The following is a 14,610-nucleotide window of genomic DNA, read 5'->3' on the forward strand; positions in this document are numbered from 1 at the left end:
TAGGACCTAGGTCCCACGCTTACCCTGGTCGCCGTGGACCCGACCGCCATCGCCATGAGTGGGCCGCTCCTGCTGGCCGCGGGCGTCGCGCTGCTCGCGGGCCTGGTGTCCTTCGCGTCACCGTGCGTGGTCCCGCTGGTCCCCGGCTACCTGGCCTACCTCGCCGCGCTGGTCGGCGCGGACACCCCGGACGAGAACAACAAGAAGGCCAGGGTGCTCGGCGCCGTGGGCCTGTTCATCCTCGGGTTCACCGTCGTGTTCGCGGCCGGTGTCGGCGGCATCGTCTGGCTCGCCGACACGCTGCTGGTCAACACGGAGGTGCTGCAGCGGGTCGGCGGCGTGGTGATCATCGCGCTGTCGCTCGTGTTCGTCGGCTTCATCCCCGGCATGCAACGCGACTTCCGCTTCCACAAGGTCCCGCGCATGGGCCTCGCGGGCGCACCCGTCCTCGGCGCGATCTTCGGCCTCGGCTGGACGCCATGCATCGGCCCGACGCTGTCCGGTGTCATGGTCATCGCCGCGAGCACCGGCGGCACGGCGGCCCGCGGCTTCCTGCTGGTCGGTATCTACTGCCTCGGCCTCGGCATCCCGTTCCTCCTGATCGCGCTCGGCGCGCGCTGGACGGTCCGCACCAACGGCTGGCTGCGCCGCCACGCCCGCACCATCCAGCTCGTCGGCGGCGGGCTGCTGTTCGTCGTCGGCGTGCTGCTCGTGACGGGCCTGTGGGGCGAGTTGACGTCCTGGCTCAAGTACACCGTGGTCACGAACACGGAGCTGCCCCTGTGATCGCCTTCCTCCGCAACACGTGGCGCGGACTCACCTCCATGCGCACGGCGCTCGTGCTGCTGTTCCTCCTCGCCGTCGCGGCACTGCCGGGCGCGCTGCTGCCGCAGCGGTCGCTCAACACGCAGAAGGTCGACGAGTACATCGCGAGCCACGGCTGGTGGGGCGAGCTGCTCGGGCGCCTTGAGTTCTACAACGTCTACGGCAGCGTCTGGTTCTCCGCGATCTACCTGCTGCTGTTCGTCTCACTCGTCGGCTGCCTGCTGCCCCGCACCCTCGAGTACGCCCGCGCGCTGCGTGGCAAGCCGGTACTCACCCCGCGCAACCTCTCCCGCCTGCCGCACCACCGCGAGGCCACCACCACCGCCACGCCCGACGAGGTGATGGCGACGGCGAAGACACGGCTCAGGGGCTGGCGTCTCGTGGTGCGTGAGGAGGAGGACGGCGGCCGCAGCATCTCCGCCGAGCGCGGCTACCTGCGGGAGAGCGGCAACCTGGTCTTCCACTTCGCGATGCTCGGCCTGATCGTCGCGCTCGCCCTCGGCAAGATGTTCCAGTACGAGGGCCAGGTCATCGTCGGTGCCAACGGGTCGGAGTTCTGCAACATCGGCACCGCGGGCTACGACTCGTTCCGCCCCGGTCTGCGGGTCGACGGCACCGACCTGAACCCGTTCTGCGTGAAGGTCAACGGGTTCGACGCGCGGTTCCTGCCCTCCGGCCAGCCCGACTACTACCGCGCCGACATCGAGTACCAGTCCGGCGCGGACCTCGACAACGGCACGTGGCGGCCGTACACGCTCGAGGTGAACTCCCCGCTGCGTACCGAGGGCGACCGGGTCTACCTGCTGAGCCACGGCTACGCGCCGACCTTCACCGTCACCTTCCCCGACGGCCAGACCCGCACCCAGACCATCCAGTGGCGCCCGGTCGACCAGCGCACGTACCTGTCCGAGGGCGCGACCAAGTTCGACCCGCCCGGCGTCACCGACCCCGTGGAGCGCCGCAAGCGCCAGCTGGCGATCACCGGCCTGCTCGCGCCGACCGCGGTGATGCACGACAACATCCTCACCTCCGGCTTCCCCGACCTTCGTGACCCGGCCGTCGCGGTCGACGTGCTGAAGGGCGACCTCGGCAACGACTCCGGGCGCGGCCAGTCGATCTTCGCGGTCAACCAGGAGATGGTCGACTCCGGCCGGCTCGCGCGGGTCGCGCGGGAGAACCTGCGGCCGGGCGAGGCGATCACCCTCGACGATGGCACGAAGGTCAGCTTCGACGGCGTGCAGCGCTGGGTGTACCTGCAGATCTCGCACGACCCAGCGCAGGGTTGGGTGCTGGGCTTCGCCGTGCTGATCGTGTTCGGCCTCGTCACGTCGCTCGTGATCAAGCGGCGCAGGCTGTGGGTGCGTGCGCTGCCGGGTGAGGACGGCGGCGGTACCGTGCTTCTGCTCGGCGGTCTCGCCCGCACCGACCAGGCGGGATACGGCGAGGAGTTCGGCCGCGTGGCCGAGGAACTGCTCGCGGAGCTGTCCCCGCACGAAGAACGTGAAGGCGCCACCGCCTCGAGGGAGTCCTGATGGTCATCGACGAGACGTTGTCCGGCTACAGCGACTGGTGCTACGGCATCGCCGTCGGCGCCTACGTCGTCGCGATGCTGTTCTACCTGTACGAGCAGGCCTTCGGGTACCGCGAGCGCACGGCGGCCAGGGAACTGGTCGCGGTCGGCGGCGGCGACACGCTCGTCGCGGAGCCGCCCGGCGAGTCCGGCGACTCGCCGTCCCGCACCGCCCGCGCCGTGCGCATCGGCAAGCTGGCCGTCTCACTCACGGCGTTCGGTGCGCTGCTGCACTTCGGCTCGCTGGTGCTGCGCGCGCTCGCGACGAGCCGCGCGCCGTGGGGCAACATGTACGAGTTCGGCGCCACGCTCTGCCTCGTGGCCGTGGGCACGTGGCTCGTGGTGCTGCGCAAGTACCCGGTCCGCCACCTCGGCGTGTGGGTGCTCCTTCCGGTCATCCTGCTGATGTTCCTCGGCGGTGTCGTCCTGTACACGACGGCCGCGCCGGTGCAGCCCGCGCTGCAGTCCTACTGGCTCGTGATCCACGTGTTCGCGATCGCGCTCGGCAGCGGCATGGTGCTGGTACCCGGCGTGGTCAGCGTGCTGTACCTGCTGAAGGTCAGGAAGCCGGCGTGGTCCACCCGCCTGCCCGCCGCGGACGTGCTGGACCAGGTCGCCTACCGCACGACCGTGTTCGCGTTCCCGATCTACACCGCGGGCGTGGTCTTCGGCGCGATCTGGGCCGAGCAGTCGTGGGGCCGGTTCTGGGGCTGGGACCCCAAGGAGACCGTGGCGTTCATCGCGTGGGTCGTCTTCGCGGCGTATCTGCACTCGCGGGCGACCGCGGGCTGGCGCGGCGGACGGGCGGCGGCGATCAACATCGTGGGGTTCGCGGCCATGATCTTCAACCTGTTCTTCATCAACCTCGTAACGACCGGGTTGCATTCGTACTCGGGGGTTTGACCTCGACTGTTGGACAACCCGCGTTGTTATCAGTACTCTCCGCTGCGGGGTTCGCCGGGTTTCACCCATGTGGGTGATGATCAACTGGGCCAGGAGGGCGTTTTGACGTACGCAGGTGCTTACGGTCGCGAAGAACCGTTGCCGATCGATCGGTTGCTCCGCCGTGAGAACCACCCACTGGGTGTTCGTCGCAGCGAGGCGACCAAGATCGCGACCGAAGAGGCAGAGGAAGCCGCGTCGGCCAACAAGCGCTGGACCTTCGGGGCCGCCGCCGGTGCGCTGCTCGTCGCGGGCACCTTCGCCGCGGGCGCGCTCGGCATCTCCGGTGGCGCCACCCCGGTCGCGGGCTCCGCGCCGGAACACGCCCCCGCGTCGCCCGGTCACAACCCCGGCAGCGGCTCCCCGGTCGTCGGCGCTCCCGCGCCCGGCAAGGACGACGCCAAGCAGAAGCCGCAGGACGCGCGCGCCGACCAGACCACGCCAGCGTCGGTAGGCGGTCCGGCCGCCGGCGCCCCCGTCGCCCCCGGCGCGGGGACGGACCAGGGTGGCAGCCAGAGCGGCGGCAGTGCCGGGACATCCGCTCCGGCGCCGACGCAGCCCGTCCAGCAGCAGCCCGTGCCCGCCCCGGCCCCCTCACCGGAGCAGCAGGGCGGTCTCGGCGGGGTGGTCACGCCAGTGACCGATGTCGTCGGCGGTGTGCTCACGCCGGTGACCGACGTCGTCGGTGGCGTGCTCTCGCCGGTCACCGATCTGGTTGGCGGGGTCCTGTCGCCGATCACCGGCAGCAGCGCGGCATCGACGCAGAGTGCCCCCGCGCCGTCCGGCCCCGCGCTCACCATGATCAACCCGCTGGGTGACCTGCTCGGTGGCTGACGCCACCGGTCACCGATCCACCGGTTGCTGGTGCGAACACCGGTAGGCCCCGTGTCGACGGTGCCGAGCACCTGCGACTACCGTCGCGTGCGGAGGCGGTCCAGGTCGGTGCTTTTGGGAGGAATCCAGCGGTGAGTGCGCGCGAAGGAGAGCCGGAGGGGGGCGTGCCCCGCACAGGCGTAGGGCAGGAACCCGCGCCGAGGAGCGACTTCGCCTGGGTGCCGCCGGAGGCTTCTGAGGATTCGGACCGGCCGACCCACGACTTCGGTCCCAACCCCCTCGTCACCAACTTCGGGGAAGACGAGCGGACCGACTCGACCCCGTACCCGGACGCGTCCGGGCCGCACCGGTTGCCCTACGCCGACCCGACCCCGTCGGGCTCGCAGCCGGTGCCGCAGCACTACGTGGACCAGAGCCCGTCCGGTTCGCAGCCGGTGGCGGGGATCTCCGGCCCGCACCAGGTGCCGCAGGGTTCCGGTCCGCATCACGTACAGCAGGGTGCCGGGCCGCACCACCCACCGCCCCCGCAGCAGCACCAGCCGTACCCGCCTTTCCAGCAGGGATACCCGGGCCAGCCCGGCCCGGTGCGGCAGGGCCCGCCATCGCACGGCGAGGAGCTGTCCTCCGCGAAGCTGATCAAGCAGTCGAAGCGTCCGCCGCAGTCGGGCTGGCGCAAGGCGGTGTTCGTCGCGAGTGGTCACCTGATCAACGTCGGCGAGAGCCCCGCGGAGCAGCACCGCCGTGAGCTGATCGCCCGCGTGAACCAGCCCCTCCGCGGCTGCTACAAGATCGCGATGCTGAGCCTGAAGGGCGGCGTCGGCAAGACGACGACGACCACCACCCTTGGCTCCACGTTCTCCTCGCTCCGCGGCGACCGGGTCATCGCCGTCGACGCGAACCCCGACCGAGGGACGCTGAGCCAGAAGATCCCGCTCGAGACCACGGCCACGGTCCGCCACCTGTTGCGAGACGCCGACCGCATCCACCGCTACAGCGACATCCGCGCCTACACGTCACAGGGCCCGAGCCGCCTCGAGGTGCTGGCGAGCGAGCAGGACCCCGCGGTCTCGGAGGCGTTCAGCGAGGACGACTACCGCCGCACGGTCGCGCTGCTCGAGCACTTCTACAACATCGTGCTCACCGACTGCGGCACCGGCCTGATGCACTCGGCCATGAAGGGCGTCCTGGACATCGCGGACTCTCTGGTCGTCGTGTCGTCCGGTTCGGTCGACGGCGCCCGCTCGGCGTCGGCCACCCTGGACTGGCTGGACGTCCACGGCTACCGCGACCTGGTCTCCCGCTCGGTGGCGGTCATCAACTCGGTCCGCCCCCGCGCGGGCTCGGTCGACCTCGACAAGCTGGCCCAGCACTTCGGCGCCCGCTGCCGGGCCGTGTGCACCATCCCGTTCGACCCGCACCTGGAAGAAGGCGCGGAGATCGAACTGGACCGCCTGAGCGCCGACACCCGCCTGGCCCTACTGGAACTGGCAGCCACGGTCGCAGACGGCTTCCCCAGCGAGTTCTACTACATGCGCTGACCCAACACCCGCGAGTTCAACCCGCACGACCCGCGAGTTCAACCGGCATGACCTGTGCCTTCAACCGGCACGACCCGCGAGTTCAACGGGCATGACCTGTGAGTTCATCGGGCGCGCCCGAGAGTTCGGTCGCCAGGCCCCCAAGGTGCGGCTGCTCGTCAGGCAGGCGGCTGCTTGTCGTCCGCGTCCGGCGGGTTCTTGCGGTCTTTGAGGCTCCGCAGGAACTCCGGATCGTCGTCGGGCGCCATGGGTGCGGGACGACGGCTCGGCCGGGTTGGCCGAGTGGGCCGGTTCACGCGACGCTCATCCACCGCCGCGGGGTTCGCCACGAACGCCCGCCACAGCAGCACGATGACGCAGATCGCGCCGATCACGGCGAGCAAGTACAGCATGTGGCCTCCCGAGGTCCTGCATCGAGGTTAGCCCGTTTGTACCGATTTAGGGCCCTCGGGGGTTCAACGCTGCGTCAGGCGTGACCGTTCCCGAGATTGGCCTCGGTGGTCAGCTCGGCGAGCAGAGTCTTCACCTCGGACTCGCGGAACCGGCGGTGGCCGCCCGGGGTACGGATGGAACCGATGCGGCCGGCGGTCGCCCACCGCGTCACGGTCTTCGGGTCGACGCGGAACAACGCCGCGACCTCGCCGGGGGTCAGGAGCCGCTCACCGACATGTGCCGCTGTCACGTGTCCTCCTCAGTAGGTCTGAACTGGACACACCAATCGTTGCATCTCGACCATCGGGTACTCGAACGGTTGTCTGATGGTAAAGAGGTAGTAAGGGACAAAACGGGGGGATCGGACACGATCAAGTACCCGCTAGAGTGCCGCCGTGGACGCCGTCGACCGCCGCATCATCGCCGCACTCCGAGAGAACGGCCGGGCGACCTACGCCGAATTAGGGCGACAGGTCGGCCTGTCAGCATCCGCCGTGCACGAGCGCGTCGGCAAGCTCGAGACCAGCGGTGTCATCACCGGCTACCACGCCGTGGTCAACCCCAGCGCGGTCGGTCTCGGCGTCACCTCGCTGATCGGCATCTACTCCACCGACACCGCGGACGACGAGGACGTGGCCGAAGCACTCGCCCGCCTCGACGAGGTCGAGTCCTGCTACCGCGTCGCGGGTGACGAGTCCTTCATCGTCAAGGTACGCGTCGCGACCGTCGACGACCTCGAGCGCACCCTCGGGCGCCTCCGCCGCATCGGTGGCGTCGCCCGCACCCGCACCACACTCGTGCTCTCCACCAGGTTCGAGGGCAGGCCCAACACCTCGGAGGTCAGCGACGGTGACGAGTAACGTCGTGCCCGTGGCGGAGCACAACCTTGGACGCGATCTGGCGCTGTACACGCTGGGCAGAATCGCGCTGATCGCCGTGGTCACGGTCCTGCTGGTGCTGTTCGACGTGCCGCTGCTGGTCGCTGTCGCCGTCGCCGTCGCCGTCGGGTTCCCGCTGGGGCTGCTGGTGTTCCGCGGCCTCAACCACCGCGTCACCGCCGCCCTCGCCGAGCGCGGCAAGGACCGCATGGACGCCCGCGAACGCCTCCGTGCCGAACTGCGGGGCGACCAGCCGGACCGCGACGGGGAGGCGGGCTAGATGGCCGCCATCGACCGCTGCAGCGAGCGGACACGCGACTGGGTGTGCGAGGCGGTCCGGATCATCGAGGCGGACGCCAACCGCAGCGCCGACACGCACCTGCTCCCGTTCCCGCTGCCCGCCGAATGGAACATCCGCCTCTACCTCAAGGACGAGTCGACCCACCCGACCGGCTCGCTGAAGCACCGGCTCGCCCGGTCGCTGTTCCTGTACGCGCTGTGCAACGGCTGGATCGTCGGCGGCACGCCCGTCATCGAGGCGTCGTCTGGCTCGACCGCGGTGTCGGAGGCGTACTTCGCCCGGCTGCTCGGCCTGCCGTTCATCGCGGTCATGCCGAGGACGACCAGCGCGGGCAAGGTGGCGCTGATCGAGCGCGAGGGTGGCCGCTGTCACTTCATCGACGAGCCGAGCCAGCTGTACGCGGAGTCGCACCGCCTCGCCGCCGAGCTGAACGGTCACTTCATGGACCAGTTCACCCACGCCGAGCGGGCCACGGACTGGCGCGGCAACAACAACATCGCCGAGTCGATCTTCGAGCAGATGGCGCTCGAACCGCACCCGGAACCGGAGTGGGTCGTCGTCGGCGCGGGCACCGGCGGCACCAGCGCCACGATCGGCCGCTACATCCGCTTCCAGCGGCGACGCACCCGCCTCGCGGTCGTCGACCCCGAGCACTCGGTGTTCTTCGACGCGTGGCGCGACGCTACGCCCGGCCTCACCGCCTGCCAGGGCTCCGGCATCGAGGGCATCGGCCGCCCTCGGGTCGAGCCGTCGTTCGTCGGCCAGGTCATCGACCGCATGATGAAGGTCCCGGACGCGGCGTCGCTGGCCACGATCCACGCGGTGGAGCCGATCCTGGGCCGCCGGGTGGGCGGCTCGACCGGCACCAACCTGTGGGGCGCCTTCCAGATCGTGGCGGAACTCCGCGCCGCGAAACGCGAGGGCAGTGTCGTCACCCTGCTGTGCGACGGCGGCGAACGCTACGCGAACACCTACTACGACCAGGAGTGGCTCGCCGCGCACAACCTGGACCTGGCTCCCCACAAGGAAACGGTGACCAAGTTCCTGGCCACCGGCGAGTGGTCAGGACAGGGCTAGCGCCAGCCCGGTCAGGACGGCCCACGCGAGCATGGCCAGTGACGTGTCCCTCAGCACGGGGATCAGCGCCATGCCGGTGCCGCCGCGGCTGACGGTCCGCACCGCGGGCACCGCCAGCACGGCGGCCAGCAGGCCGAGCAGCAGCCACGGGTGCGCGATCGCCATGACCACGCTCACCACGAACGGCACCGCGACCAGCACGACGTACAGGATCCGCGTGCGCCGGTCCCCGAGGCGCACGGCCAAGGTGATCTTGCCCGCGCTCTCGTCCGTCGGCAGGTCCCGCAGGTTGTTCGCCACCAGGACACCCGCGGAGATCGAGCCGAGCGCCACCGCGCCCGCGACGCCGGGCCACGTCACCTCGCCCGTCTGGACGTACAGCGTGCCGAGCACGGCGACCGGCCCGAAGAACGCGAACACCGCGACCTCGCCCCAGCCCGCGTACCCGTACGGCTTCGGCCCGCCCGTGTAGAACCACGCCGCCGCCACGGACACCACGCCGACGCTGATCAGCCACCAGTGCCCCGTCAACGCCACGAGCGCCAGCCCGGCCACGCCCGCGACGCCGAAGCACACGAAGGCCGCCAGCTTCACCGCCGACGCCGACGCGACCCCGGAGGCCACCAGCCGCAGCGGACCCACCCTGGTGTCGTCCGTGCCCCGGATGCCGTCGGAGTAGTCGTTGGCGTAGTTCACGCCCACCTGCAGCGCCAGTGACACCACCAGCGCTAGCAGCGACGCCCACCAGTTGAACTCGCCGATCGCGCCCGCGGCGCCTGCCCCCACGATCACCGGGGCGACCGAGTTCGGCAGCGTCCGAACTCGCGCACCGGCCACCCACTGTCCTGCGGTTGCCGCCATGGCCCCATCTAACTAGCAGGGCTACGTGGGGCCGATCAGCAGGTCGGCGCGGCCGTACCGCCGGGCGCTTGCCCTGGGGACAGGTCGCCCCGGTTCACCGATCGGGTAATCGGTCCCGCAGCACCACCCGGTTGCCGTCCAGGTCGACCTTCATCTCCTTCGGCGCTCCATCGTCCTCGTCCTGTCGCATCATCAGCGAATGGTTCCGCTGGTCCAGCTCGTGCCGCTTGCCAGCACCCATGAACGCGTCGAGCTCCTCGAACCCGGCCGAGGACACCGGCGTGCCTTCCTGCCTGCGACGCCACGGGAGCCAGCTGCGGTCACTTGCCCACAGCCCGAACCGTTCGAGTGCCGCCACCACCACGAGCAGGACCACCAGCCCTGGTAGTGACATGGCCCACAGGACTCCCATGCGGTGTCAACGTGGGGCGCGGGAGTCAGGTTCCGCGAAGGAGGTCCTTCACCCCGTTCCGGTCCACCTTCCCCGGCCCCCGCAACGGAAGGTGATCGGCGAACCGCACGAGCTTCGGCACCGAGGGCCCGCCGAGCCGTTCCCGCACGGCCGCACGCAACGCGCTGACCTCGGGTGGGTTCGCGGGATCGGTCGGCACGACGGCGGCGGCCACGAGTTGCCCCCACTCCTCGCTTGGCAGGTCAACGACACACGCCTCAGCGACACCCGATTGGGCGGTCAGCACGTTCTCGACCGCGGCGGGTGCCACCTTCACCCCGCCGGTATTGATCACGAAGTCGGCGCGGCCGAGCACGTCGAGGGTACCGTCGGGGCGCAGCTCGCCCAGGTCCGTGGTGTGGAACCAGCCGTCGGAGAACGCCTCGGCCGTCGCGACCGGGTCCAGCCGGTACCCGGTGGCGAGCACGGGCCCTGCCAGGTGGATCACGTCGTCGACGAGCCGCACCCGCACGCCGTCCAGCGGCTTCCCGTCGTACACGCAGCCACCCGCGGTCTCGGACATGCCGTAGGTGGTGCTGATCGTGACGCCGGCCGCGCGGGCGCGTGCGAGCAGCGGGCCGGGGGCCGCCGCGCCGCCGATGAGGACCGCGTCGAACGTCCGCAGCGCGTCGAGACCCTCGGGGTCGTCGAGGAGCCGGTGCAGCTGCGTCGGGACGAGCGAGGTGTACCGGCGCGGGCCGTTCATCGAGGCCACGGCGTCGGCAAACGCTTGCGTACCGCGAATGACCGGCGGCAGACCGGCCAGCAGCGACCGCACGATCACCTGCACGCCTGCGATGTGGTGGGCGGGCAGCGTCAGCAGCCACTGCCCCGGCCCGCCGAGCCGCGTGTGTGTGGCGGCCGCCGACGCGGACAGTGCGGCGGCCGACAGCTCAACGCCCTTGGCGTCGCCGGTCGAGCCGGACGTCGCGACGACCACCGCGGTCCCGGCAAGAACCGGTTTTTCCGGCGCCATGGCGGCACGCACCCCGGCAGACCGCGGATCGGTAGGTGACAACGGCAGAACCGCAGGTCCGCCGTCCAGAGCGGCGGCGAGCGCGGTCACGATCGCGGAGTTGTCCACAGGCGTCAGCAACACGATCGAAATTGTCCGGCACCGCACATAAGCTCCGCGCCATGACTTCGACATGGCCATCCATCGACGAGTCGCTCAGGGACGCCTACCTGCGCAGACTGGGCTTCGACGCGCCACCGCCCGCCACCGTGGAGACGCTCCGTGCGATCCACATGGCGCAGGTCGAGCGCGTGCCGTACGAGTCGGTGTGGATCTGGCTGGGCGAGCGCCGCACGATCGAGCCGCTCGACTCGGTCCGCTACGTGGTGTCCGGCCGGGGCGGCTACTGCTACCACCAGAACGGTGCGATGGCGACGCTGCTCGGCTGGCTGGGCTTCCGCGTGCACTGGCACACCGGCGGTGTGCAGGGGCATCCGGACGCGAAACCGAACGTGGACGGCAACCACCTGGCGCTGACCGTCAGCGACCTGCCCGCCGACGACAACCCCGGCGGCGAGTGGTTCATCGACGCGGGCCTCGGCGACGGGCTGCACGAACCGATCCCCTTACGCACCGGGACCTACCCGCAGGGCCCGCACACCTACGGCTTACGCCCGTCGGAGATCGCGCCGGGTGGCTGGCGGTTGGACGCCGATGAGTCCATGTCGTTGCACGGCATGGACTTCACGCCCGGCGAGGCCGCGGTCGCAGACCTGCTGGCCGGGCACGAGCGCCTCCAGTCGGCGCCCGACTCGACCTTCGTGCGCACGCTCGTGGCGTTCCGCCGCGACGCGGACGGCGTCGACTTCTTACGTGGCCGGGTGCTCAAACGCCTCGACGCCACCGGAGAGAGCACCCGGGAGCTGACGACCGCCCCCGAGTGGCACACCTGCCTCGCCGACGTGTTCGGCCTTCCATTGTCCGATGTGGACACGCAGAGAAAGACGTTGTTGTGGAACAGAGTCACGGCAGCCCACGAGGAGTGGCTCGCCGGTTCACGTCAGTAGTAGTGGGGAAAGCGCGACCAGTCCGGCGGCCGCTTCTCCAGGAACGCGTCGCGGCCCTCGACCGCTTCGTCGGTCATGTACGCGAGGCGTGTCGTCTCGCCGGCGAAAAGCTGCTGCCCAACCAGGCCGTCATCGATCGCGTTGAACGCGTACTTCAGCATGCGCTGCGCCGTCGGCGACTTGCCGTTGATCTCCGTCGCCCATTCCAGGGCCGTCGACTCCAGCTCCGCGTGCGGCACGACCGCGTTGACCGCGCCCATGTGGTGCATGTCGGCGGCGGTGTAGGTGCGGCCGAGGAAGAAGATCTCCCGCGCGAACTTCTGCCCGACCTGCCTGGCGAGGTAGGCGGAGCCGAAGCCGCCGTCGAAGCTGCCGACGTCGGCGTCGGTCTGCTTGAAGCGGGCGTGCTCCTCGCTCGCGAGGGTGAGGTCGCAGGTCACGTGCAGGCTGTGCCCGCCACCGGCTGCCCAGCCCGGCACGACCGCGATCACGACCTTCGGCATGAACCGGATGAGCCGCTGGCACTCGAGGATGTGCAGCCGCCCGGCCCGCGCTGGGTCGACCGTCTCCGCCGTCTCGCCCGACGCGTACTGGTACCCCGTGCGCCCTCGGATCCGCTGGTCACCGCCGGAGCAGAACGCCCAGCCACCATCGCGCGGCGAGGGGCCGTTGCCGGTCAGCAGGACGCACCCCACGTCGGAGGTCATCCTGGCGTGGTCGAGCGCGTGGTACAGCTCGTCGACCGTGTGGGGCCGGAAGGCGTTGCGCACCTCGGGGCGGTCGAACGCGATCCGCACGGCCCCGGTCGAGACGGCCCGGTGGTAGGTGATGTCTGTGAAGTCGAACCCCTCGACGACCTGCCAGGCGGTCGGATCGAACAGCTCGGACACGGTCGGGGTAGCCACGGGCCCGAGCATATGGGTGGCCAGAAATCGCGGGCTCTCGGACCGCCGTGTCAAGCTGAGCCCATGCAGGATGTCGAGGCCGTCGTCGAGGAGCTCGCGGATCGTGACGACGCCGGACTGGTGGTCGCCGCCTGCTGGTACGACGTGTCGAACGACCGCCCGAACTACCTCATGTCGCAGTTCGACGTGCAGAACTTCCTGTGGCTCACGCTGCCGCAGCTGCTCCGCGAACCGCCTGCCGACCTGAACCCGATGCCCCGCTGGGAGGTGGTCGTCGACGAGGCGGCGTGGTTCTTCGAGCGGCTCGACCAGCCCCGGTACGCGGCCCTCTGCCGAGGTGACCGGACGCGGGAGATCCTGGAGGCCGCGCACGACCCGCTGCACAGCTTCGAGCTGTACGCGGTGGCCACGCACGAGTCGGGCATCATGCCGCCGCCCGGCCTGCGCATCACGTGGCTGGACCGGCCGGGCCCCCGCGAGGAGGCCATGTACGACGCGATCACCAGGGCGCTCGAACGCGCGATCGCGTCGGGCGAGCTGGACGCGGCCGACGAGTCGAAACGGCTGGCGGTGGCGGTCGGCGTCCTCGACGCGCCACCGGACGGGCACACCGCGACCATGCAGGAGCTGATGCTCGCCGAGCGCATGGCCCGGCTGCGCGGCACGAGCGGCAGCCAGACCGTGCGTGAGCTGCTGGTCAGGGTCGAACCGGATGTCGCGAAGCCGATGGACCTGACCCCGGAGCTCCTGCTCACGGGCACGCGCCCGCTCGCCCAGGTGGTGCACGAGGGCGCGGGCCCACCACCCATGACGGCGGTCGCCGAGAAGCTCGGGCTGCTGGACGAGGGCGAACGCACCGACGAGGGCGAGCGGGTGCTCAGTCATCCGGTCCTGCTGTTCGAGGCGGTGGCGGACGGCTTCGCGGCGCCCGTGGACCCGTTGGCGCGGCAGGCGGCGCTGCCGCTGCTGGCCATGCTGGTGCTCGCGGACACCATCGACGTCGACATGCTGGTCGACCGCCTCGGCATAGTGTTCTTCGAGACAGGCGCGCACGACCTCCCCGGCGCGAGCGATACCGTGCGTGAGGTGCTCGCGGAGCTGCTGGCCGACATGCACACGGCAGGCGTGCTGACCGCCCCCGGCGAGCACCAACGGCTGACCGACTACGGAAGGCGGGTGGCCCTGACCGGGATCCGGGCACGGGCGATGCGAGGAGTGGACCAGTGATCGTGCGAACCGCGGTGTCCCGCCACGGAGGGTTCGCTACGTGAATCCGTCCACCGCACAGGCCACGGTCATCGTCGACGAGCTGGTCCGCAACGACGTGCGCCACGTGGTCGTCTGCCCGGGGTCCAGGAACGCGGCCATCGCCATGGCTCTGCACGAGGCCGCCGAGGCGGGCAGGCTCGCCATGCACGTCCGCATCGACGAACGGTCCGCGGCCTACCTCGCGCTGGGGCTCACCAAGGCCAGCGGGCGGCCGGCCGCGGTGGCCTGCACGTCCGGCACGGCCGTCGCCAACCTGCACCCCGCCGTGCTCGAGGCGTTCCACTCCGGTGCCGGCCTGCTGCTGCTCACCGCGGACCGCCCACCGGAGCTGCACGGCACCGGCGCCAACCAGACCATCGACCAGCGCGGTCTGTTCGGCTCGGCCGCGCTCACGGTCGAGTTCCCCGTCGCCGAGCGGCGCGGCGGTCAGAACCAGGTGTGGCGCGGCCTCGTCTGCCGCGCGGTCGCGCAGGCCGAGGCGGGGCGGCCGGTTCAGGTCAACATGCCGTTCCGGGAGCCGTTGGTGCCCACGTTCGAGCCGCGCTGGCCCGAACCGCTCGACGGCAGGCCTGCGGGCCTGCGCTGGACCACCTCCGCCGCGCCGGTCACGATGGCGGGCAGCCGCGTCGACTTCCCGTTACCCGCGAGGACGTTGATGGTCTTCGGCAGCGGCCGCGACGACCGGGCGCGTGCCGCGGCCGCGGT

Annotated in this window: 17 protein-coding genes; 11 read left to right on the forward strand and 6 right to left on the reverse strand. The window is 70.7% G+C overall.

What is annotated here, in order from left to right; translation table 11 throughout:
* Positions 1–54 precede the first annotated feature (54 nt).
* The 5 genes from WBA97_RS01860 (at position 55) to WBA97_RS01880 (ending at position 5,709) form a co-directional block, all read left to right on the forward strand.
* Complete coding sequence (locus WBA97_RS01860; protein ID WP_424228888.1) at positions 55–786, forward strand: cytochrome c biogenesis CcdA family protein; 732 nt, start codon at positions 55–57, stop codon at positions 784–786.
* A gap of 38 nt (positions 787–824) precedes the next feature.
* The gene (gene resB / locus WBA97_RS01865; RefSeq protein ID WP_424228889.1) at positions 825–2,357 is read left to right on the forward strand and encodes a cytochrome c biogenesis protein ResB; all 1,533 of its coding nucleotides are present in this window, start codon (positions 825–827) and stop codon (positions 2,355–2,357) included.
* A complete protein-coding gene (ccsB, locus tag WBA97_RS01870) occupies positions 2,357–3,298 on the forward strand; it encodes a c-type cytochrome biogenesis protein CcsB (RefSeq protein ID WP_424228867.1) in 942 nt (313 codons plus the stop codon). Before resB ends, ccsB begins: the two co-directional genes overlap by 1 nt.
* Before the next feature lie 138 nt (positions 3,299–3,436).
* A complete protein-coding gene (locus WBA97_RS01875) occupies positions 3,437–4,171 on the forward strand; it encodes a hypothetical protein (protein ID WP_424228868.1) in 735 nt (244 codons plus the stop codon).
* Between the two features lie 164 nt (positions 4,172–4,335).
* Positions 4,336–5,709 carry a MinD/ParA family ATP-binding protein gene (locus WBA97_RS01880; RefSeq protein ID WP_424228869.1) on the forward strand — a complete coding sequence of 458 codons (1,374 nt, stop codon included), beginning with the start codon at positions 4,336–4,338 and terminating at the stop codon, positions 5,707–5,709.
* 158 nt (positions 5,710–5,867) lie between these two features.
* Here the strand turns inward: WBA97_RS01880 and WBA97_RS01885 are convergent, their stop codons facing one another.
* Together WBA97_RS01885 and WBA97_RS01890 are read right to left on the reverse strand one after the other, a co-directional pair.
* Positions 5,868–6,101, reverse strand: coding sequence for a hypothetical protein (locus WBA97_RS01885; RefSeq protein WP_424228870.1), 234 nt, complete (start codon positions 6,099–6,101; stop codon positions 5,868–5,870).
* A gap of 74 nt (positions 6,102–6,175) precedes the next feature.
* Complete coding sequence (locus WBA97_RS01890) at positions 6,176–6,391, reverse strand: BldC family transcriptional regulator (RefSeq protein WP_324922875.1); 216 nt, start codon at positions 6,389–6,391, stop codon at positions 6,176–6,178.
* A gap of 145 nt (positions 6,392–6,536) precedes the next feature.
* Here WBA97_RS01890 and WBA97_RS01895 point away from each other — a divergent pair, with 145 nt between their 5' ends.
* The 3 genes from WBA97_RS01895 to WBA97_RS01905 are packed head-to-tail and all read left to right on the forward strand — an operon-like array spanning position 6,537 to position 8,397.
* Positions 6,537–7,001 (forward strand): Lrp/AsnC family transcriptional regulator, encoded by a 465-nt coding sequence (locus tag WBA97_RS01895; protein ID WP_424228871.1) that lies wholly within the window; start codon positions 6,537–6,539, stop codon positions 6,999–7,001.
* Positions 6,991–7,299, forward strand: a complete 309-nt coding sequence (locus WBA97_RS01900; protein ID WP_424228872.1) for a DUF4229 domain-containing protein — start codon at positions 6,991–6,993, stop codon at positions 7,297–7,299. Before WBA97_RS01895 ends, WBA97_RS01900 begins: the two co-directional genes overlap by 11 nt.
* Positions 7,300–8,397, forward strand: coding sequence for a PLP-dependent cysteine synthase family protein (locus WBA97_RS01905; protein ID WP_424228873.1), 1,098 nt, complete (start codon positions 7,300–7,302; stop codon positions 8,395–8,397).
* Here WBA97_RS01905 and WBA97_RS01910 read toward each other — a convergent pair.
* The 3 genes from WBA97_RS01910 to menE all read right to left on the reverse strand — a co-directional run bounded on the left by WBA97_RS01910 (position 8,383) and on the right by menE (position 10,808).
* On the reverse strand, positions 8,383–9,258 hold the full coding sequence (locus tag WBA97_RS01910; protein WP_424228874.1) for a 1,4-dihydroxy-2-naphthoate polyprenyltransferase: 876 nt from the start codon (positions 9,256–9,258) through the stop codon (positions 8,383–8,385). The genes WBA97_RS01905 and WBA97_RS01910 overlap by 15 nt on opposite strands.
* Before the next feature lie 94 nt (positions 9,259–9,352).
* On the reverse strand, positions 9,353–9,670 hold the full coding sequence (locus WBA97_RS01915) for a DUF6191 domain-containing protein (protein WP_424228875.1): 318 nt from the start codon (positions 9,668–9,670) through the stop codon (positions 9,353–9,355).
* Positions 9,671–9,695: 25 nt separating this feature from the next.
* The gene (gene menE / locus WBA97_RS01920) at positions 9,696–10,808 is read right to left on the reverse strand and encodes an o-succinylbenzoate--CoA ligase (protein ID WP_424228876.1); all 1,113 of its coding nucleotides are present in this window, start codon (positions 10,806–10,808) and stop codon (positions 9,696–9,698) included.
* 38 nt (positions 10,809–10,846) lie between these two features.
* On the opposite strand from menE, the gene WBA97_RS01925 reads away from it, so the two are divergent.
* Complete coding sequence (locus WBA97_RS01925; RefSeq protein WP_424228877.1) at positions 10,847–11,731, forward strand: arylamine N-acetyltransferase family protein; 885 nt, start codon at positions 10,847–10,849, stop codon at positions 11,729–11,731.
* On the opposite strand, the gene WBA97_RS01930 is transcribed toward WBA97_RS01925, so the two are convergent.
* Entirely contained in the window at positions 11,725–12,636 is a 912-nt protein-coding gene (locus WBA97_RS01930; protein ID WP_424228878.1) for a 1,4-dihydroxy-2-naphthoyl-CoA synthase, read from the reverse strand. The two genes, WBA97_RS01925 and WBA97_RS01930, sit on opposite strands and share 7 nt — an antisense overlap.
* 63 nt (positions 12,637–12,699) lie before the next feature.
* Between WBA97_RS01930 and WBA97_RS01935 the strand changes: the two genes are divergently transcribed.
* Positions 12,700–13,863 carry a hypothetical protein gene (locus WBA97_RS01935; RefSeq protein ID WP_424228879.1) on the forward strand — a complete coding sequence of 388 codons (1,164 nt, stop codon included), beginning with the start codon at positions 12,700–12,702 and terminating at the stop codon, positions 13,861–13,863.
* A gap of 40 nt (positions 13,864–13,903) precedes the next feature.
* Positions 13,904–14,610: thiamine pyrophosphate-binding protein (locus WBA97_RS01940; protein ID WP_424228880.1), on the forward strand; the 707-nt coding region annotated here is incomplete at its 3' end.

This window comes from Actinophytocola sp., from assembly GCF_049647105.1.
Lineage (GTDB): Bacteria > Actinomycetota > Actinomycetes > Mycobacteriales > Pseudonocardiaceae > Actinophytocola.